The 16,617-nt window shown below is 43.4% G+C and carries 22 protein-coding genes; 18 read left to right on the top strand and 4 right to left on the bottom strand.

Annotated features, from left to right (window positions below; all coding sequences use genetic code 11):
• The first annotated feature begins 153 nt into the window (after positions 1–153).
• From CYJ37_RS03675 to CYJ37_RS03615, 12 genes are all read left to right on the top strand, one after another.
• Positions 154–999 carry a YwqG family protein gene (locus CYJ37_RS03675; RefSeq protein WP_101547895.1) on the top strand — a complete coding sequence of 282 codons (846 nt, stop codon included), beginning with the start codon at positions 154–156 and terminating at the stop codon, positions 997–999.
• 18 nt (positions 1,000–1,017) lie between these two features.
• Positions 1,018–1,323 (top strand): hypothetical protein, encoded by a 306-nt coding sequence (locus CYJ37_RS03670; protein ID WP_101547894.1) that lies wholly within the window; start codon positions 1,018–1,020, stop codon positions 1,321–1,323.
• 115 nt (positions 1,324–1,438) lie between these two features.
• Positions 1,439–1,636, top strand: coding sequence for a hypothetical protein (locus tag CYJ37_RS03665; protein ID WP_101547893.1), 198 nt, complete (start codon positions 1,439–1,441; stop codon positions 1,634–1,636).
• Positions 1,637–2,834: 1,198 nt separating this feature from the next.
• Positions 2,835–3,179 (top strand): hypothetical protein, encoded by a 345-nt coding sequence (locus CYJ37_RS03655; protein ID WP_101547891.1) that lies wholly within the window; start codon positions 2,835–2,837, stop codon positions 3,177–3,179.
• Between the two features lie 85 nt (positions 3,180–3,264).
• The gene (locus CYJ37_RS03650; protein ID WP_101547890.1) at positions 3,265–4,134 is read left to right on the top strand and encodes a pirin family protein; all 870 of its coding nucleotides are present in this window, start codon (positions 3,265–3,267) and stop codon (positions 4,132–4,134) included.
• A 12-nt stretch (positions 4,135–4,146) separates the two neighbouring features.
• Positions 4,147–5,085 (top strand): UDP-N-acetylmuramate dehydrogenase, encoded by a 939-nt coding sequence (gene murB / locus CYJ37_RS03645; RefSeq protein ID WP_101547889.1) that lies wholly within the window; start codon positions 4,147–4,149, stop codon positions 5,083–5,085.
• A 21-nt stretch (positions 5,086–5,106) separates the two neighbouring features.
• Positions 5,107–5,355: a DUF1450 domain-containing protein gene (locus CYJ37_RS03640; RefSeq protein ID WP_101547888.1), complete on the top strand. Its 249-nt coding sequence runs from the start codon at positions 5,107–5,109 to the stop codon at positions 5,353–5,355.
• Positions 5,356–5,384: 29 nt separating this feature from the next.
• Positions 5,385–5,921, top strand: coding sequence for an NADPH-dependent FMN reductase (locus CYJ37_RS03635; protein WP_101547887.1), 537 nt, complete (start codon positions 5,385–5,387; stop codon positions 5,919–5,921).
• Positions 5,922–6,043: 122 nt separating this feature from the next.
• On the top strand, positions 6,044–6,418 hold the full coding sequence (crcB, locus tag CYJ37_RS03630) for a fluoride efflux transporter CrcB (RefSeq protein WP_101547886.1): 375 nt from the start codon (positions 6,044–6,046) through the stop codon (positions 6,416–6,418).
• Positions 6,415–6,777, top strand: a complete 363-nt coding sequence (locus tag CYJ37_RS03625; protein WP_101547885.1) for a fluoride efflux transporter FluC — start codon at positions 6,415–6,417, stop codon at positions 6,775–6,777. Before crcB ends, CYJ37_RS03625 begins: the two co-directional genes overlap by 4 nt.
• A 136-nt stretch (positions 6,778–6,913) precedes the next feature.
• A complete protein-coding gene (locus tag CYJ37_RS03620) occupies positions 6,914–7,672 on the top strand; it encodes a DUF2087 domain-containing protein (RefSeq protein WP_101547884.1) in 759 nt (252 codons plus the stop codon).
• A gap of 18 nt (positions 7,673–7,690) precedes the next feature.
• Entirely contained in the window at positions 7,691–8,044 is a 354-nt protein-coding gene (locus CYJ37_RS03615) for a GIY-YIG nuclease family protein (RefSeq protein WP_101547883.1), read from the top strand.
• 28 nt (positions 8,045–8,072) lie between these two features.
• On the opposite strand, the gene CYJ37_RS03610 is transcribed toward CYJ37_RS03615, so the two are convergent.
• On the bottom strand, positions 8,073–9,035 hold the full coding sequence (locus CYJ37_RS03610) for a cation diffusion facilitator family transporter (protein ID WP_101547882.1): 963 nt from the start codon (positions 9,033–9,035) through the stop codon (positions 8,073–8,075).
• Positions 9,036–9,522: 487 nt separating this feature from the next.
• Here CYJ37_RS03610 and CYJ37_RS03605 point away from each other — a divergent pair, with 487 nt between their 5' ends.
• Positions 9,523–10,815 (top strand): hemolysin family protein, encoded by a 1,293-nt coding sequence (locus CYJ37_RS03605; protein ID WP_101547881.1) that lies wholly within the window; start codon positions 9,523–9,525, stop codon positions 10,813–10,815.
• Positions 10,816–10,872: 57 nt separating this feature from the next.
• Here the strand turns inward: CYJ37_RS03605 and CYJ37_RS03600 are convergent, their stop codons facing one another.
• On the bottom strand, positions 10,873–11,904 hold the full coding sequence (locus CYJ37_RS03600) for an AI-2E family transporter (RefSeq protein WP_101547880.1): 1,032 nt from the start codon (positions 11,902–11,904) through the stop codon (positions 10,873–10,875).
• Positions 11,905–12,264: 360 nt separating this feature from the next.
• Here CYJ37_RS03600 and CYJ37_RS03595 point away from each other — a divergent pair, with 360 nt between their 5' ends.
• From CYJ37_RS03595 to CYJ37_RS03575, 5 genes are all read left to right on the top strand, one after another.
• Positions 12,265–12,564 carry a hypothetical protein gene (locus CYJ37_RS03595; protein ID WP_101547879.1) on the top strand — a complete coding sequence of 100 codons (300 nt, stop codon included), beginning with the start codon at positions 12,265–12,267 and terminating at the stop codon, positions 12,562–12,564.
• Positions 12,565–12,750: 186 nt separating this feature from the next.
• Positions 12,751–13,146 carry a VOC family protein gene (locus tag CYJ37_RS03590; protein ID WP_101547878.1) on the top strand — a complete coding sequence of 132 codons (396 nt, stop codon included), beginning with the start codon at positions 12,751–12,753 and terminating at the stop codon, positions 13,144–13,146.
• 122 nt (positions 13,147–13,268) lie between these two features.
• Positions 13,269–13,676: an NUDIX domain-containing protein gene (locus CYJ37_RS03585; RefSeq protein WP_101547877.1), complete on the top strand. Its 408-nt coding sequence runs from the start codon at positions 13,269–13,271 to the stop codon at positions 13,674–13,676.
• A gap of 15 nt (positions 13,677–13,691) precedes the next feature.
• A complete protein-coding gene (locus CYJ37_RS03580) occupies positions 13,692–14,207 on the top strand; it encodes a DNA topology modulation protein FlaR (RefSeq protein ID WP_101547876.1) in 516 nt (171 codons plus the stop codon).
• Positions 14,208–14,282: 75 nt separating this feature from the next.
• On the top strand, positions 14,283–14,705 hold the full coding sequence (locus CYJ37_RS03575) for a hypothetical protein (RefSeq protein WP_101547875.1): 423 nt from the start codon (positions 14,283–14,285) through the stop codon (positions 14,703–14,705).
• Between the two features lie 29 nt (positions 14,706–14,734).
• Here CYJ37_RS03575 and CYJ37_RS03570 read toward each other — a convergent pair whose 3' ends face one another.
• Together CYJ37_RS03570 and CYJ37_RS03565 are read right to left on the bottom strand one after the other, a co-directional pair.
• Positions 14,735–15,760, bottom strand: coding sequence for a DUF1646 family protein (locus CYJ37_RS03570; protein ID WP_101548421.1), 1,026 nt, complete (start codon positions 15,758–15,760; stop codon positions 14,735–14,737).
• Positions 15,761–15,885: 125 nt separating this feature from the next.
• Positions 15,886–16,476 carry a TetR/AcrR family transcriptional regulator gene (locus CYJ37_RS03565; protein ID WP_180827234.1) on the bottom strand — a complete coding sequence of 197 codons (591 nt, stop codon included), beginning with the start codon at positions 16,474–16,476 and terminating at the stop codon, positions 15,886–15,888.
• Positions 16,477–16,617 lie beyond the last annotated feature (141 nt).

Below are 16,617 nucleotides of genomic sequence, written 5' to 3'. Positions count from 1 at the left end.
GTTCCGTTAAAGTACTCTATATACGGGGGGTGAGCTGTTTACTTTCTATGAAAAAAGGAAAAAAGCACTAGGAACTAAATACATACAGCATCGTATTATACGTCGCCGGGAAATATATGAGACTGTGTTTTTGAAAATCAGGAGGAATGCTTGATGAAGCAGGAAAAATTAATACGCCGTAATGACCGGGAAGCATTTGAAAAAACGAGGAAAGAGTTTGTGCAGCTTGAACTTGTGAAGCCTGACGGTGAGCTTCGGCTTTGGGACAGCAAGGCTGGGGGACACCCCTACCTGCCAAAAGGCATCGATTATCCGCTTAATCAAGCAGGGCAGCCCCTTCATTTGCTTGCCCAGCTTAATTTGGGTAAACTCCCTAAACTGCCGGATTTTCCGGATAAAGGCATTCTATCTTTTTACATCGATTTAAATGATGATGTTTTTGGGATGAATTTTGATCAGCAGGATGACCAGTCAGGCTTCCGGGTCCTATTTTTTGCGGATGTGGAGGAAAATGAAGAATATCTGGTGACAGATTTTTCCGCTATAGATAAACACCGTTCCAATTGTGAATATGATGTCCTCGAGGGCGGGGAGTATTTGATTAAAGGAAAAGCATCAAGTATGTATATAGCGACAGGTGATTACCGGTTTGATGAAGTGATCGGGGAATCAAGCCTTGATTATTTCGAAAGGCTGGCAGAGGAAGAAATGCCTGAAGGATATGAAGAGGTTGACGACCTTTACAATGACTACAGCAATCCTGAGGGAGCAGTACACCATCAGATGGGCGGCTATCCTTATTTCACACAAATGGATCCACGCGAGGGCGGGAGCAGATATGATACACTCCTGTTCCAGCTGGACAGCGATTATGACAAGGCAAGTGAAAAATACGCGGTCATTTGGGGCGATGTTGGCATCTGTAATTTTTTTATCAGCGAAAGCGACCTGAAGGCACGCCGGTTTGACCGGGTGCTGTTTAACTGGGACTGCTGCTGATCTGGCGGGGAGGATTATATGAGTCTTTTTGGATGGATTTTCTTATGGGGGCTGCCTGCTTTACTCCTCTGGAGTACGGTGCTTGCAGCGATTCAGGCAAAAAGGGCAGGAAACGAAGGTCAGTTCCTCGGGAAGACCCTGACCTTTATAAGTGCAATTTATGATTATACGATTAATTCCTTTCTTACATGGCTGTCGTTCATTTTTCTGGTGTTTGGTTTTTTTGCCATAGCGGAAGGCAGTATATTGGGATTCCTTTTCATGACCGGTACTGGGGGATTGATGCTCTATCTTTGTTTTCCAAGGCTGAAAATGCCTGAGTGAGGGAGATCTGCTATCACACAAAGAAGGCAGCTGGGTTATGATCTTTTAATAAATGAAAGAAATTATCTTCCGCTTGTATTATAATAAAAGAAATACGATCTGAAGGAGAAACAATATGTCCAATCAGGAAAATACTCAAAACGGCGAAAAGAAAAAAGTAAGTCTTCAGGAATTGATGAAGCAGCAGCTCGAGAAAAAGAAGCAAGCTCAGGGAAATGGAAAACAAGGCACAAAGTCAGCTGCTAAAAATCAGGTGATGAAAAGCCAGATGACTAAAAAGGCGAGCAATACCCGCAGGAAAATGGGCGTATGACCAGAGGAACCCTTCTTTCAAGGAAGGGTTTTTTTATGCTTAAAAAAGAATCTGATGAATGCTTGAAACGTGCAGAAAAAGAGAGGGCATGCATAGGAACAGTCAAAACTGTGCATGATCCACACTTGAAAAGGGACCTCATGCATAGGAAACAGTCTAATCGATGCATGACCTTCATTTGAAAAGGGGCTTCATGCATAGGAACAGTCTAATCGATGCATGACCTTCATTTGAAAAGGGCTTCATGCATAGGAAATAGTCTAATCAATACATGACCCACACTAGAAAAGGGGCTTCATGCATAGAAAACAGTCTAATCGATGCATGACCCACACTAGAAGAAAAGGGCTTCATGCATAGGAAGCGTCTAATCGATACATGACCTTCATTTGAAAAGGGCTTCATGCATAGGAAATAGTCTAATCAATACATGACCCACACTAGAAAAGGGGCTTCATGCATAGAAAACAGTCTAATCGATGCATGACCCACACTAGAAAAGGGGCTTCATGCATAGAAAACAGTCTAATCGATGCATGACCCACACTTGAAAAGGGGCTTCATGCATAGAAAACAGTCTAATCGATGCATGACCCACACTAGAAAAGGGGCTTCATGCATAGAAAACAGTCTAATCGATGCATGACCTTCATTTAAAAAGGAAACTCATGCATAGAAAACAATCTAATCAATACATGACCCTCACTTGAAAAGGAAACTCATGCTAGGAAACAGTCTAATCAATACATGCCCCACACTTGAAAAGGGACCCCATGCATAGAAAACAGTCTAATCAATACATGACCCACACTTGAAAAGGGGCTTCATGCATAGGAAACAGTCTAATCGATGCATGACCCTCACTTGAAAAGGGACCCCATGCATAGATAAAAGTCTAATCAATGCATGACCCTCACTTGAAAAGGAAACTCATGCATAGAAAACAATCTAATCAATGCATGACCCTCACTTGAAAAGGAACCTCATGCACTGAAAACAGTCTAATCAATACATGCCCCACACTTGAAAAGGGATCCTCATGCATAGCAAGTTAGCTCCACCCACAGGAGACCTCCCTACAACTTTAGTCTTAGTCAACTCAGCCAAAAGCAGCATAGTCTTTTCGCCAGTATGACGGAAGGAAAGTCTTCTGTCTCCTGCTATATTATAAAAGAAGAGCAAAGAGGGGGCTGTGGTGATGAAGGCAGTAATTGTTTCGGGGAATAAACGAGTCAGGAAGAGCTTAATGATGCTGCTGTCTGCATATCCAGAACTGGAGGTTTTCTTCCTGGAAGATTATGAGCCCTTCAGCATACCTGATGATACGGATGTTGTTATCATGGATATAGATTCATTGCTGGACGTTCAGCAGCTTCCCTATTTAATAAGCAGTCATTCTCTCATTTTTTACACCCGCTCCAAGGAGTTTTCCGAGCTGGTGGATTGGCTGCATGTGTATAATGCAGATTTTATTAATGTATATACACCTCCTGACTGTGTCCTCCATCTGATAAAAAAAGCGTGCTCACGAAGAAAGCTTTAATAGTTGATGCAACAACTAATATATGTTCTAATGAAGGCAAATAGGGATAAAGGCAAAGATTTGAACAAAGAAGGAGATGGATAGAATGGAAGAAAAGAGCCTTTTTAAAAGAAGTGTCAAAGACCATTGGTATGTAGAGTATGAGGAAGCGAGCTTCCCGTTCATCCAGAAGGGCTGGGTACTGCCGGCTGACCGGTTCACGGATTTTGATCCGTTCATCCTGATGGCGGAGGACTGGTTTAAGAAGGGTGCTTTCTCAGACCATCCGCACAGGGGGTTCCAGACAGTCACATATGTTGTGGATGGCAGGCTGGAGCATATCGACAATGCAGGCGGCCGGGACATTCTTGAGCCAGGCGATGTGCAGTATATGAATGCCGGCTGGGCAGCGCGCCATGCCGAGGAGGGCGTGGAAAATGACATTGCCCACACGCTGCAGCTTTGGCTGAACCTGCCGAAGGAATTGAAAAAGTCTGAAACAAGCTATCAGAATGTTTACGGTGAGGATGCACCGGCCGTCCATTTTCAAGGAGGCTCAATCAAAGTATTTTCCGGAGATATAGCAGGTGTCAAGGGACCGCTCAGTTCTGCTGTCCCAATTACTCTTTCTGAGATCAGCTTAACTAAGGGGTCAGAATATACACTGACCATCCCTGAAAATCATAATGCATTTTTGTATGTCCTCTCAGGGGATATGGATTTTGGAGAAAATGAAGTGAATCTCAAAAAGCATGGAGTCGCGACCCTTTCATACAAGGACGGTGGAGATATCAATAAAGGCAGCGAACTTGCCATAAAGGCGAATAGCAGAAAATCGAAGGTGCTTATATACTCCGGTGCACCGATTAAGGAAGAAATTGTTCCCTATGGTCCATTTGTGATGAACACAATGGAAGAAATCAGGGAGGCATACCGGGATTTCCATAATGGCAAATTCGGCCCGCCTGCTGTTTAAGGAGCTGGTTTCATGGATCTTATGCAAAAAAAACTGTATGAATTGCTTTCCTCAGAATTGCCGGACTCTTCTTTTAGACTTAATGAACCCTTAAAGGAGCATGCATATACAAAGCTTGGCGGACCGGCAGATATTTACGCTGAAGCGGTATGCCCGGAGGATGCAGCATATATCCTAAAGCAGGCAAAGCGGCATGGGGTGCCTGTGACTCTGATAGGCAATGGTTCCAATATTATCATCAGGGATGGAGGAATCAGGGGGCTTGTCCTGTCATTGTCAAAAATGAATAAGATTTCGGTCACTGGAGATACAGTAATTGCCGAGGCTGGCAGCCGGATCATCGATGTTTCCCGCAAAGCATTGGAGCACTGCCTTTCAGGGCTGGAATTTGCGTGCGGGATCCCAGGGACGACTGGAGGGGCTCTTTACATGAATGCAGGTGCCTATGGCGGACAAATCTCTGATGTCCTTCAAAAAACACTAGTTCTCACAGAGGAAGGAAGCATCCTGGAACTGGGGCAAGAGGAGCTTCTGCTGAGCTATCGGAAAAGCATCATTGCTGAAAAAAAATTCATTGTCCTGAAGGCAGAGTTTAATCTGTCCATCGATTGCCAAGAGGATATTTCAGCCAGGATGAAAGAAAACACGGTATCGAGGGAAAGCAAGCAGCCGCTTGAATTCCCGTCCTGCGGGAGTGTGTTCAAGCGTCCGCCAGGCCATTATGCAGGAAAGCTGATCCAGGACAGCGGCCTTCGAGGAAAAAATATCGGCGGGGCAGAAGTCTCCCGCAAGCATGCCGGCTTCATCATTAATAAAGATAATTGTACGGCAAATGATTATCTGGCACTTATAGAATATGTCAGGAAAACTGTGAAGGAAAAGCAAGGCGTCGAGCTTGAAACCGAAGTTATTACCCTTGGTGAGGAATTTTACAAAGGGCATCATGCTTAAAAAGCAGGGAGGTGAGCCGCTATGGGGATAGTGGTAGTGGAGATTTGCGACGGCAGCCTGATTGCAGAACTGGACCTTGAAGGGATCCTTGAAGCGCAATATCCTGAAGTAGCCGTTATTGAGAGCAGCTGCCTATCCTTTTGCGGCATGTGCGCCAGGCGGCCTTATGCTATAGTGAATGGGAAGCGCATTTTTGCAAGGACGGCAGAAGAGTGCCTTCAATTGATAAAAGAGCATATTGATAATGAATTGAAGGAATTTGCTGTTTAAAAAAGAACTGACATTGGGAGGAATCGGTTGTGAAACTTGTCGGCATTTCAGGATCCCTGACCGGATCGAAAACATCAAAGGCTGTACATGAAGTACTCGCTGCGGCAAAGCGCTTGTCTCCATCTATCCAGACAGAGCTGCTTGACTTAAAGGACTATGACGTTGAGTTTGTTACAGGCAAGCCGCTGACCTATTATAACAGCGACACATGGAAGGTTGTGCAGACTATAACTGAAGCAGACTTCCTCGTTATAGGCACGCCGATCTACCAGGCATCCATTACTGGAGCGCTGAAAAATCTATTTGATCATCTTGCTGTAGATGTTTTTAAATCAAAAGCAGTCGGTGTTTTGACAACAGGGGGATCCGACAAGCACTTTCTTGTTGCGGAATATCAGCTTAAGCCGATCATTTCCTACTTAAAGGGAACTACCCCAGCCAGCTCAGTTTTTGTTCACAGCAATGACTTTAATGAGGACAATGAAATTGCAGCACCCATTGTCCTTGAGAGAATTGAAAAGCTGGCAAGGGAACTGATCACTCTACAGGAATCCTTGGACAAATAAGAACTCAGAAGAACTCCTCCCATAAATGGCAGGAGTTTTTTTCTTGATTTTAAAGGGCAACAAGAAAGGTGCTATACTAAAAGGTGCGATTAAAGATTATTAGTAATAAAGGAGCAATCATCATGATTTATATGTATGTCGGACTCGCCGGAATGTTAGGCAGCATGCTGAGATACTGGATAGGGATCAGCCTGTTTGTGGAGAATGTTTTTCCGTACGGCACATTGGCCTGCAATCTGGCCGGCAGCTTTATGCTTGCCTGGCTGACAACCAGTGTATTCAATAAAATGAAAGTCACTCCTGAGCTTATGGCCGCTATTGGCACGGGTTTTGTCGGATCATTCACGACTTTCTCAACTTTAAGTGTGGAAACTGTCGATTTATTTAACAAGGGACATGCAAACCTCGGAATCCTTTATATCATCTTCAGCATGATCGGCGGACTGTTTTTTAGCCGGCTTGGATTCAGGATAGCTAAGGAGGAGGGAGCCATATGAGTATTTTCCATTTTGCACTGGTAGGCATTGGCGGATTTTTCGGGAGCATGGCCCGGTTTGCCATAAGCCGGAAATATAACAGCATAGAGAAAACCCTTCCTATTGGAACGATCATCGTCAATTTGTCTGGTGCCTTCTTGCTTGGCCTGCTGACAGGAGCTCATCTGGATCAGAATTATCTTTTATTCGCCGGCACCGGGTTTATGGGTGCCTTTACCACCTTTTCAACGTTAAAGCTTGAAACCATGCAGCTGCATATCGGACAAAAGAAAAAAGCACTTATCCTGTACATTGGCATTACATATGTTTTCGGAATTTTCCTCGCCTTTCTAGGCTATCTGACAGGGAATAATATTTAATGATCTTCGGCTATCCAAAGAGGATAGCCGTTTTTTTATTGACTAATTACAAACAAAATTATATATTGTTTGTATAATAATCAACTAAGTTTATGATTGTTTATTAATCAACATACGGGTCATTGGAGGTATTTGAATGCGGGATACATCTGCAAGCCTTTGGGAGGCAAGTCTTGAGGAAATAAAAAAAGGATACAAAGAAGAGGAAGAGAGCTTTCTTTGCTTGTTATGCGGTGAGAAATTTGAAAAGGGTGTTGTTTATCCATATGAAGACCGCTTGTATGAAGCAGAGAGATATACGCGGCTTCATATCGAGAGATCACATTCCTCGGTGTTTGACTATTTGCTGGGTCTTGACAAGAAATGGACCGGGCTGACAGAGCATCAGAGCCAGCTTTTGAAATTGTTCTATAAGGGAATGGCGGATAAAGAGGTGCAGGCCGAAATGGGCATCGGAAGCGCTTCTACCATCAGGCATCATCGTTTTGCTCTAAAGGAAAAAGAGAGGCAGGCGAAAACATTCCTTGCAATCATGGAGCTCTTGCGAGAAAAGGACCAGTATGCGCCGGCTTTTGTACCACCTCATAAACATGCATCAATGGTTGATGACAGATATGCCATTACAGAGGAAGAACAGCAGAAAATCGTCGATAAATTCTTTCCCGGAGGCATTGCAGGCGGCCTTGAAAAATTTCCGCCAAAAGAAAAACAGCGGCTGGCAGTGATAAGAGAGATCAGCAAGTTTCTGGAGGCTGGCAAAGTGTACAGGGAAAAAGAGTTAAACAGCATTATAGAGGCCATTTATAAAGACTATGCTCTGATCAGAAGATATTTGATTGAATATGGCCTGCTGGACAGAAAGGCCGATGGAAGCGCCTATTGGCTGAAAAAATAAAAGATGGGGGAAAGAATCATGGACCGGAAAAAGGAACTGAAAAATCAATTCATGGAAGTGCCAGTGGAAGCAGGTGTCTTTCAAATAAAAAATAAACACAGCCAAAAAATGTTTATTGGAAGCACTAGAAATATTAAGACATTGAACGGTCTGAAATTCAGTCTGGAAACAGGGTCCTATGTTAATAAGCCTCTTCAGGAAGATTGGAGGAGATTTGGGAAGGATGCTTTCGAAATCTCGGTGCTTGAGGTTCTAAAGCCGATTGACGACCCGTATTACAGTGAAAAGGAAGCACTCGCAGAGCTTGAGAAGAAATGGCATGAGCATTTCCAGCCTTATGGCGAAAAAGGGTATCATACCCGGCCCAAATAAATAAAGAAGAGGTCTCCCTCTCCATTATTTATTCGTCTTCATCTTTCCAGGTCTGGACATTGTCTGTTTCCAGTATACCAAGTGTGGCATCGCCGATATCGGTATCTGTCAGCAGCAGGTCGCGGACCCTGAATTTGATATCATCAGCATCTGCCAGTGAGAGGCCAGCCCTAAGCTCAATGTAGCTTTCTACATGGAAGCGCCTGCCTTCCTGCAGGATGCGCATATCCATGATATCCACCACATCAGGATCGGAAAGGATCATATCTGCTACACGGTCCTCAACGACTTTCGGGGCGGCTACCCCGATCAGTCCGATGGTATTTTCATAGCCGATTTTAACAGCAATCCCTGTGAGCAGTAATCCGATCAGTATCGTTCCGACCCCATCCAGAAAATAAAAACCGGTAAAATGAGCAAGCAGGATGGAGACAAGGGCAAGCAGTGCGCCAAATGTGGCAATCAGGTCTTCATAAAACACAAGTCTGGTCGGCGGTGATGCCAGTCCATTATTCTTGAAAGCAGTCGTAACAATGGCAAAGCCTTTGGCCTCACTGCGGGTTTCATGATTGATTTCCTTCATCGCCTTTAATAGAATGAAGCCGTCAACCCCTATTGCGAGAAGCATGATGGCAATATTAAGCAGGATATTGGTGGACTCTTTTGGGTGCTGGATCAGCTCCCAGCCTTTGTGGATTGTTTCATAGGCCATGATTGCGATGACGATCACCGCAACGAGCACAAACAGGTTGACAACACGCCCAAAGCCGGTCGGGAATCTTTTCGTCGGCTCCTTTTCAGCAAGGGCACTGCCAATGAATACAAAGCCCTGATTGAGGGCATCTGCTGCAGAGTGCAGCGTGGTTGCAAGCATTGTACCGCTGCCGCTTATGGCAGCAGCTATCCCTTTGGCAATCGTAAGCACAGTATTGCCGATTGCAGCGATGCCGGATGATTTGTTTCCTTTTTTCAATAATTGGATAAAAGACATCTTTTCACCTCTCCATTTTTTCCAAATGGTTTGTCCACTATTTAGCTTAACCATCTGGCTTTGATTTATCATTTTTGAACATTTAATGGACAGAAGGGCTAATAGATTGCCACCGGCCAAAAATGACAGTAAAATAAGAACTAACTATAACGTGCCGGTAAGGGGGTGATTCATTTGGGAACGAGCAATTAAAGCAGCTTGGCTTTTCAACAGCAACCTATGATGCAAGGGGTTCTGTAAACTATTACACCAAATTTAGTTTGCTGAAACCTGTACGTTCTAAATTGAATTGCCGCTGCAGCCTGGCCGGGATTCGGCTTAAGTAATGGATTAAAGGCTGCTGCCGACACCAGCGCCTTACTAGTCTTAAAAAAACATGTGTGAAAAAATATTTCTCCTGACTTGCCTGATCAACTGCCAGGGGATAAGCAGCGGTCATGACCCTAATTTTCCAGGAGGTGTACGCCTTACTTTGTAAGGCTATTCATTGACCACTATTAACTTGATCATTTTTGCTATTTTAATTGCATTGACCGCCTTTTTCGTAGCGACGGAATTTGCAATCGTTAAAGTAAGATCTTCTAAGATTGACCAGCTTATTGCAGAAGGGAAAAACGGGTCACTGGCTGCAAAAAAAGTCGTGACACATCTTGATGAGTATCTCTCTGCCTGCCAGCTCGGCATTACCGTGACAGCACTGGGCATCGGGTGGGTAGGGGAATCGACATTTGAAGTTATCCTGCACCCTGTTCTTGAATATTTCCAAGTAAGCGAATCGCTTTCCCATATTCTGACTCTGGCATTTGCGTTTGCTATTGCCACTTTCCTGCATGTTGTCGTAGGGGAGCTTGCACCAAAGACTCTTGCCATTCAAAAGGCTGAAAAAATCACATTGCTCTTTGCGAGGCCCATCATCTGGTTTTACCGCCTGATGTATCCTTTCATCTGGTTCCTGAACGGGTCTGCCCGTTTGCTAGTCGGTCTTTTTGGCCTGAAACCGGCATCCGAGCATGAGCTTGCCCATTCAGAGGAAGAACTTCGCCTGCTTTTGTCAGAAAGCTATAAGAGCGGGGAAATCAACCAGAACGAACTGAAATACGTTAACAATATCTTCGAATTCGATGAAAGAGTTGCAAAAGAGATCATGGTGCCGCGCACCGAAATGATTACGATCAGTATTGAAGATAACTTTGAAGAAATCATGCTAACGGTGGAAGAGGAGAATTATACCCGCTATCCTGTTGTCAATGGAGATAAAGATCATATCATCGGCTATGTAAATGTGAAGGAATTTCTCACTGCAAAAATCCTTGATGACGGTATGATCCACGAACTGTCCGAGTTCGTCAAGCCTGTCATGCATGTGATTGAAAATATACCGATTCATGATCTGCTCGTTAAGATGCAGAAAGAACGGACCCATATTGCGATCATTATGGATGAGTATGGAGGAACATCAGGACTCGTTACGGTAGAAGATATTCTTGAGGAAATCGTTGGAGAAATCAGGGATGAATTTGATGACGATGAAGTTCCTGAAATCCGGAAGGTGAAGGAAGATGAATACATCCTTGATGCCAAAATGCTGCTTGAGGACGTGAACGACCTTCTTGGAATTGAACTGTTAAGTGATGATATCGATACGATTGGCGGCTGGGTCCTTTCGCAGGATTTCGATGCTGAAGTAGGAACAGAAGTGGAAGCAGAAGGGTTTATTTTCAAAATTACAGAAAAAGACGGGCACCAGGTCCTATATATTGAAGTAAAGAGAGTTTCATAGCATGATAAAAAGGATGCAGCCTTAAGGTGCATCCTTTATGCTTAGAGAAAAAGCAGGTCAGCTGACGCGGGCCTGCTTTGTTTGTTTTGGGGCAATTTCTTTGACGCCCAGTATATCCAGCAGAAACATAAATACAGGAATTCCGATGATCAGACCCCAAATTCCGAAGAAATGCTCTGAGAAGATAAGTACAATGAAGGTATAAAAAACCGGAAGTTCTGTTTTGGAAGACATCAGCTTCGGGTTAAGGATATAAGCTTCAATAGCATGAATGACCATAACGACCAGGATGATATAGCCGACGAGCATGAATCCGCCTATGGAATAGGCTATAATGGTCAGCGGAATCATAGAGATAATGACACCTGCCACAGGGATGAGCCCCAGGACTAATACCATCAAAGAAAGGGCTACCAGCTGCGGGAAGTCCATGATCCATAGAGCCAATGTCGTCAGGAGGCAGTTAACGATGGCGATTACAAACTGAGCTTCAATGACTTTTCCGAATGTCATGGAGAATTTCCTCGAGAAATATTCGATTTCATCATAAAAAGCAGCGACTTTGCTCGTCTTGAATTTTAAGGTGAAATCTATCAGTTTCTTCTTTTCAAGAAGGAAAAACAGGCTTAGCAGCAGGGATATCAGTACTTGCATGCCGATTTTACTTATATCGGTAAAATATTTCAGCAAAAACGTAAATCCTTGCTCAAGATATTTGTTGATATCATTTTGTTCAATGAACAATACAATATAATTGATGAATCCATTTTCATGGGGGTGCAGATAAAACGCCTGCAGCTGGGCAATCAATTGTGTTACTTCCCGTGATATGACAGGCAAATAATTTATTGCCGCGAGTGTCAGTCCTCCAATTAAAACGAGGTATAAAAACATTACCACCAGGGGCCGGTTAAGGTTCCACTTGTCTGTAAGCAGGGTGGTCAGCCGGTCCATTAAAAAGGAAAAAATAAAGGTCAGCAGGATGATATTGATCATGCTGTGCAGTGATATGAGGAGCAAGAGGATGATTGCAAAAATGATAATCCGCTTTGCACCAGTCTTAACCCAAATATTTCTCCAGTTTTCCATTCATGTGCTCCCTCTGATTCTTATTAAACAGCAGCTGTTATATAAGAAATATAAAATGATATTACTATTCAATTATAGCATCTAAACTCTCCAATACTAGCTTTCCAGACTCTGCAGAAAACTATTTTTTAAAGTTGAAGGAATATCTCTCTAATAAAAGATACGCACTGGAACATTCGTTCATTCACTATCTGTAAAATTATAAAAAGCTGTTATTTATATGGATAAGATAACCCGGCTCATACAATAGAACTAGGAAAATTTGTAACATAAATGTAAAAAATCCTTCGTTAAGCATACAGAAATCTTCTTCAAAAGCATATAAGCTATTCGTATATAAAAGAGAAGGGGGATCGGCTCTTGGAAGAAATTTCGCAGAAAATAGTCTGTCCTTGCTGTTCCCGCGGGACTGTACAAAAAAGAAGGCTATTAAGTAAGATACTATCCTTGCCAGTCCAGGGTAAATCGGCAGGATGGCTGACCGAAAGCATCGAGGACTTTCTGCTTTCTGAAAGTATACCGCTTGATAAACTCATGGAGATTCGTAAAGAACTGACTGCATCAATTGCAAAACAAAGGAACCTTCACGGAACTGTCAAAATACTTGACCGGTATTTTACAAGTGCCAATCGCTGTTTTTATTGCTGCCATTCTTTTTAGCAAATGGTCTGCTTTGATTCATAGAGCAAGAGGAGTAAAAATTATACAATATTGCATATTCAGCCGTTAAACCAGTGATTAATGAAGCAATCTGTTCTTAATTTGATTGAAAAAAACAGCAATCGGGAAGAACTCCTCCCAGATGTTATTTGATACACTGAATAAAACGCAAGGAGGAGGTTCAATATGTACATTGAAATGACCACTCAGCTGCGAGTGGCAGATATAAAAAGAGGCCGGGCCTGGTATACCATACTTCTCAACAGAGCGCCTGACTTTATTCCGCATGAAGGGTTTGCCGAGTGGGAGCTTGTGCCTGGCAGCTGGCTGCAGCTGGCCTCAGGGAATACTGCAGAAGGAAGCGGGCCTATCCGCCTCGGAGTCAAGAATATTGAAGCAGAAAGACAGCGGCTGATGGATGAATTAAATATAGAGCCCTTTTTAATACAGTCGCGGAGCAGGGTACCTGTAAAATGGGGCACTTTTACGGATCCCTGGGGAAATATGCTGGGCCTTTTTGAATATCGGGATAAATCAGAAGAAAAGAAACGCCTGCAAGAAATATGGGGACTTACGGTATAAAGCAGAGTGAATATCCTCTGTTTTTTTCTTTGCTCTTTTTTTCGTCGAAAAAGAAGGACTTATACATTTATTATCGAAATGCATATTGATATAGCAGTATTTGGGAGGTACAAGGAAGGAAAATGAAGAAGTGGATTGGTTCAGCTGGTGTTTGTATTGAAAATGGTAAACTGCTGATGGTCCTGCAGGGAACCCCTGATGAAGAAAAACGCTGGTCAGTTCCCTCCGGCGGGCAGGAGCAGGGAGAGCGCAGTGAGGAATGCTGTATCAGGGAAGTGCTGGAGGAGACAGGATATTTGGCAAAAATCATCCGTCCTTTGTTCGTGAAAGAGACTGAACTTTCGGAAGTGAGTTATTTTGAAATTAAAATAGCCGGCGGCAGCCCTGTTATCCAGGACCCTGATGGACTTATTTATGATATATCCTGGATTGGCGCAGAAGAGCTTGAGAGGATCCCGCTTTCTTTTCCTGAGGACAGGGAGTTTCTGCTTAAGCTGTTTGGGAAGCAAGAACTCCTGGAAAAGGTATAGAAAGAGAGAGGCCCAATGAAAGTGAATAGAAAAATCCATATTATCGGCTCTGTTGGAAGCGGCAAAACAACTTTGGCCAGAAAGTTATCTGCCCAGGTCGGAATTCCCCATTATGAACTGGACAATGTGGTATGGGAAAGAGGGCCACAAGGTGACAGGCGAAGGACTGAAAAGGAAAGGGATGCTCTTTTTCAGGAAATTATTGCCTCTGACTGCTGGATTATTGAAGGGGTGCACCACACCTGGATCATGGAAAGCCTTAGGCTGGCAGATCAGATCATTCTGCTGGATCCCCCATATAGCCAAAGAACCTATAGGATCATTAAACGGTTCATTAAGCAAAAGCTTCATCTGGAAAAAGCAAACTACAAGCCGACATTTAATATGTTCAGAAAAATGTTCAGATGGAACCGGTATTTCGAAACAGTAAGTAAGCCGGAAATAGTGGAACTGCTTAAACCATATGAGGAAAAGCTGCATGTTTTGGAGGAGGATAAGAAAATGCCTGAAATAATGGAGGTGCTGGTATGAATCTGATGCTGATCCTGCTGACAATGCTGTCTTCCGCAGGCTTTCTGTATTATTGGGGCCAGATTGAAGGCACAGATGATCACTAAAGAGATGGTGAAGAAGAGAAATGCTTTCAGGAATGTCATCTGGGTCTTTGCTCTCTCGCTGCTGACAGGCTGTCATGATCAGAAATATGGTGAGCTGACAAGGATCGATATTTTTGAGAAGGGAAAGGAACAGGAACACACCTTGGTGGATGAAGAATTGATAAACAGCATAGAGGAGAAAATGTCCCAGATAGAATGGGTGCCGAACATGAAGCCTGAAATGGAAAGAGAACCGGATGCCGAGGCAGATTTCTTTTTTACAGAGGACAATGATGAACCTGAAACTATAACCACATACCACATATGGTTCAATGGCAAGAATGCAGAAATACTCAGCAATGACAAGCGGGAGGGCTTTGGCAGGTTAGAAAATGGCAGCGAAGATTTAACAGAGCTATTAATAGGAGGATAAAAAAGAAGAATCCCAGCATAAAGGGATTCTTAACTATGTTCCAGCCACATAATGGCCAGATAGTAGGCAAACATGGTAAGCAGTCCGACCGGGACCCCGAACCGTGCCCATTCCTTGCTGGTGATTTTCAGCTTCCCGGCAGAGATGATGTTAGGTATATTCCCGGGAATCAGCATGCCGCCGGAAATCAGAAGCCCGAGAAGGATGGACTGAATCGTAAAATGGTCCATGGAAGGGCTGATTTCTGCTGCTGCAAGTGTGGCGTTGTCAAGGATGGCAGATATCATGTTGACCCAATAAAGAAGAAATGGGCTCTGGCCGATCAGATAATGCTTGATCAGCGGCTCAAAGCCTGCGCCAAGGAAGGTCAGCCCCATGACAAACAGGTAGACTTTCATGCTTCTTGCCAATATTTCTTCATATGTTTCACTTCCGGATTCTTTGCGGAAGCTTCCGGGCCGTTTTTCAGGAGGCTGAATAAGGAGCATGGCCATAATCGCTAATGCAAGGAGGGCTGCGATTACTTCCGGCCCAATCAGCTCTACAAGGAAAAAAAAGTCCTCATTCAGCTTTGAAATGGCTATGGTCGACAAAGGTTCTCCAATCGGCGTAAGGGCAGCCCCCAGGCCGATAGAAAAGCAGGACAGCACCGTGAAGCGAACCTCTGCCTGCCGTTCAAGCCGGATGGCGCCGACAATCAGCACGAGTACCAGAGCGGCAATTATCGCAGTGATAATGCTGGAAACAAGTCCAAGCACGACAACCGTCAAAGCGGAAAACAGCCTGAATGGCATTTTTCTGCTTATCCCCATGATGATTCTTTCAAGCGGCCTCTTGAGCCATTTGAACAGCAGACCTGCAGCCAGAACAGCCGCAGTAATTTTAATTGGATCCCAGGCAGCCTTAAGGAATAACTCCCCATTGAATATCCCGCTTATAAAAGCCGCAAGAATTCCCATCGCAAAGAGGAAAATCTCCAGATTGTGCTCCACAGCTTTCAGCGTAAATGGCAGCAGCAGAACAAGAAGAAAGATTAAAATTAAACCGGTCATAATCATCTGCCCATTCTTGTTTAGATTGTTCCTTAAAAGAAGGAACAGCCTATATATATGCAGCCGGAAGGACAAACTTTCATGATAAAGGCAAATCAGCCGGAACCAATTGAAAAAGGAAGACAGCTTTAGCGGCCTTCCTTTTTCCCTATGATCCCATAGAAAAAAATATTTGTAATATCCTCAGTCAGCGGCAAAGCCTTGCTGTATACATCCTCACGCTGAAAATAGTCCTTCATCATCTGTACATAGAACAGCATGCTTTCAAACGAAAGATCAGGATTGATATATCCTTGTTCACGCCCTTGCTTGAACAGCTCATTGAAAAGGGGGATGGCTTTTTCCTCGTAGATTTTTTCTATATAATTGCCTTCCTCGGAATACTCCTTCATTAAGTAATGATAAAACTCTTCATGGATACCATTGGCATTTTCCTTTTTATTGAAAATGATTTTTTTCACTTTCTCAGGGAATGCTGCTGCACTGCTGATTAGCTGCTCAAATTCACTGGTAGCTTTGTCAACATAATAGAGGAATACCTCATGGATAAGCTGATGCTTGCTTTCAAAATAATTATAAATGGTCACTTGTGATACATGCGCTTCCTTCGCAATTTCTGATATGGAGACCTTATGAATTCCTGAGGCCATAAACAGTTTAAGGGCTGCCTCAAGTATGTGGCGCTGTTTTTGTTCTTTTCTGCGCTGAAAACCGTCCAATTTCTTCACCTCATTATTATTGTAATGAAATTTATGTAATATAACAAATAAAATAGTTCATAAACTCTTGTAAGAAGTAAAAATTATATGTATTATGAACTCAATCGATAAAAATAATTCATATCTTCATGTGGCAATAAG

Origin of the sequence: Bacillus sp. UMB0728 (assembly GCF_002858875.1) — a bacterium.
Classification (GTDB): Bacteria; Bacillota; Bacilli; order Bacillales; family Cytobacillaceae; genus Bacillus_AB; species Bacillus_AB infantis.
The sequence above is the reverse complement of the archived record's forward strand: the minus strand, read 5'-3'. Positions and strand labels throughout refer to the sequence as shown.

What these genes read in the sequence shown, in the direction of transcription:
- CYJ37_RS03590 (WP_101547878.1), top strand. Translation starts at nt 12,751, where the DNA reads ATGTACATTGAAATGACCACTCAGCTGCGAGTGGCAGATATAAAAAGA.
- CYJ37_RS03580 (WP_101547876.1), top strand. Translation starts at nt 13,692, where the DNA reads ATGAAAGTGAATAGAAAAATCCATATTATCGGCTCTGTTGGAAGCGGC.
- CYJ37_RS03665 (WP_101547893.1), top strand. Translation starts at nt 1,439, where the DNA reads ATGTCCAATCAGGAAAATACTCAAAACGGCGAAAAGAAAAAAGTAAGT.
- CYJ37_RS03625 (WP_101547885.1), top strand. Translation starts at nt 6,415, where the DNA reads ATGAGTATTTTCCATTTTGCACTGGTAGGCATTGGCGGATTTTTCGGG.
- CYJ37_RS03620 (WP_101547884.1), top strand. Translation starts at nt 6,914, where the DNA reads ATGCGGGATACATCTGCAAGCCTTTGGGAGGCAAGTCTTGAGGAAATA.
- CYJ37_RS03585 (WP_101547877.1), top strand. Translation starts at nt 13,269, where the DNA reads ATGAAGAAGTGGATTGGTTCAGCTGGTGTTTGTATTGAAAATGGTAAA.
- crcB (WP_101547886.1), top strand. Translation starts at nt 6,044, where the DNA reads ATGATTTATATGTATGTCGGACTCGCCGGAATGTTAGGCAGCATGCTG.
- CYJ37_RS03610 (WP_101547882.1), bottom strand. Translation starts at nt 9,035, where the DNA reads ATGTCTTTTATCCAATTATTGAAAAAAGGAAACAAATCATCCGGCATC.
- CYJ37_RS03650 (WP_101547890.1), top strand. Translation starts at nt 3,265, where the DNA reads ATGGAAGAAAAGAGCCTTTTTAAAAGAAGTGTCAAAGACCATTGGTAT.
- CYJ37_RS03670 (WP_101547894.1), top strand. Translation starts at nt 1,018, where the DNA reads ATGAGTCTTTTTGGATGGATTTTCTTATGGGGGCTGCCTGCTTTACTC.
- CYJ37_RS03675 (WP_101547895.1), top strand. Translation starts at nt 154, where the DNA reads ATGAAGCAGGAAAAATTAATACGCCGTAATGACCGGGAAGCATTTGAA.
- CYJ37_RS03600 (WP_101547880.1), bottom strand. Translation starts at nt 11,904, where the DNA reads ATGGAAAACTGGAGAAATATTTGGGTTAAGACTGGTGCAAAGCGGATT.
- CYJ37_RS03615 (WP_101547883.1), top strand. Translation starts at nt 7,691, where the DNA reads ATGGACCGGAAAAAGGAACTGAAAAATCAATTCATGGAAGTGCCAGTG.
- CYJ37_RS03640 (WP_101547888.1), top strand. Translation starts at nt 5,107, where the DNA reads ATGGGGATAGTGGTAGTGGAGATTTGCGACGGCAGCCTGATTGCAGAA.
- CYJ37_RS03575 (WP_101547875.1), top strand. Translation starts at nt 14,283, where the DNA reads ATGATCACTAAAGAGATGGTGAAGAAGAGAAATGCTTTCAGGAATGTC.
- murB (WP_101547889.1), top strand. Translation starts at nt 4,147, where the DNA reads ATGGATCTTATGCAAAAAAAACTGTATGAATTGCTTTCCTCAGAATTG.
- CYJ37_RS03655 (WP_101547891.1), top strand. Translation starts at nt 2,835, where the DNA reads ATGAAGGCAGTAATTGTTTCGGGGAATAAACGAGTCAGGAAGAGCTTA.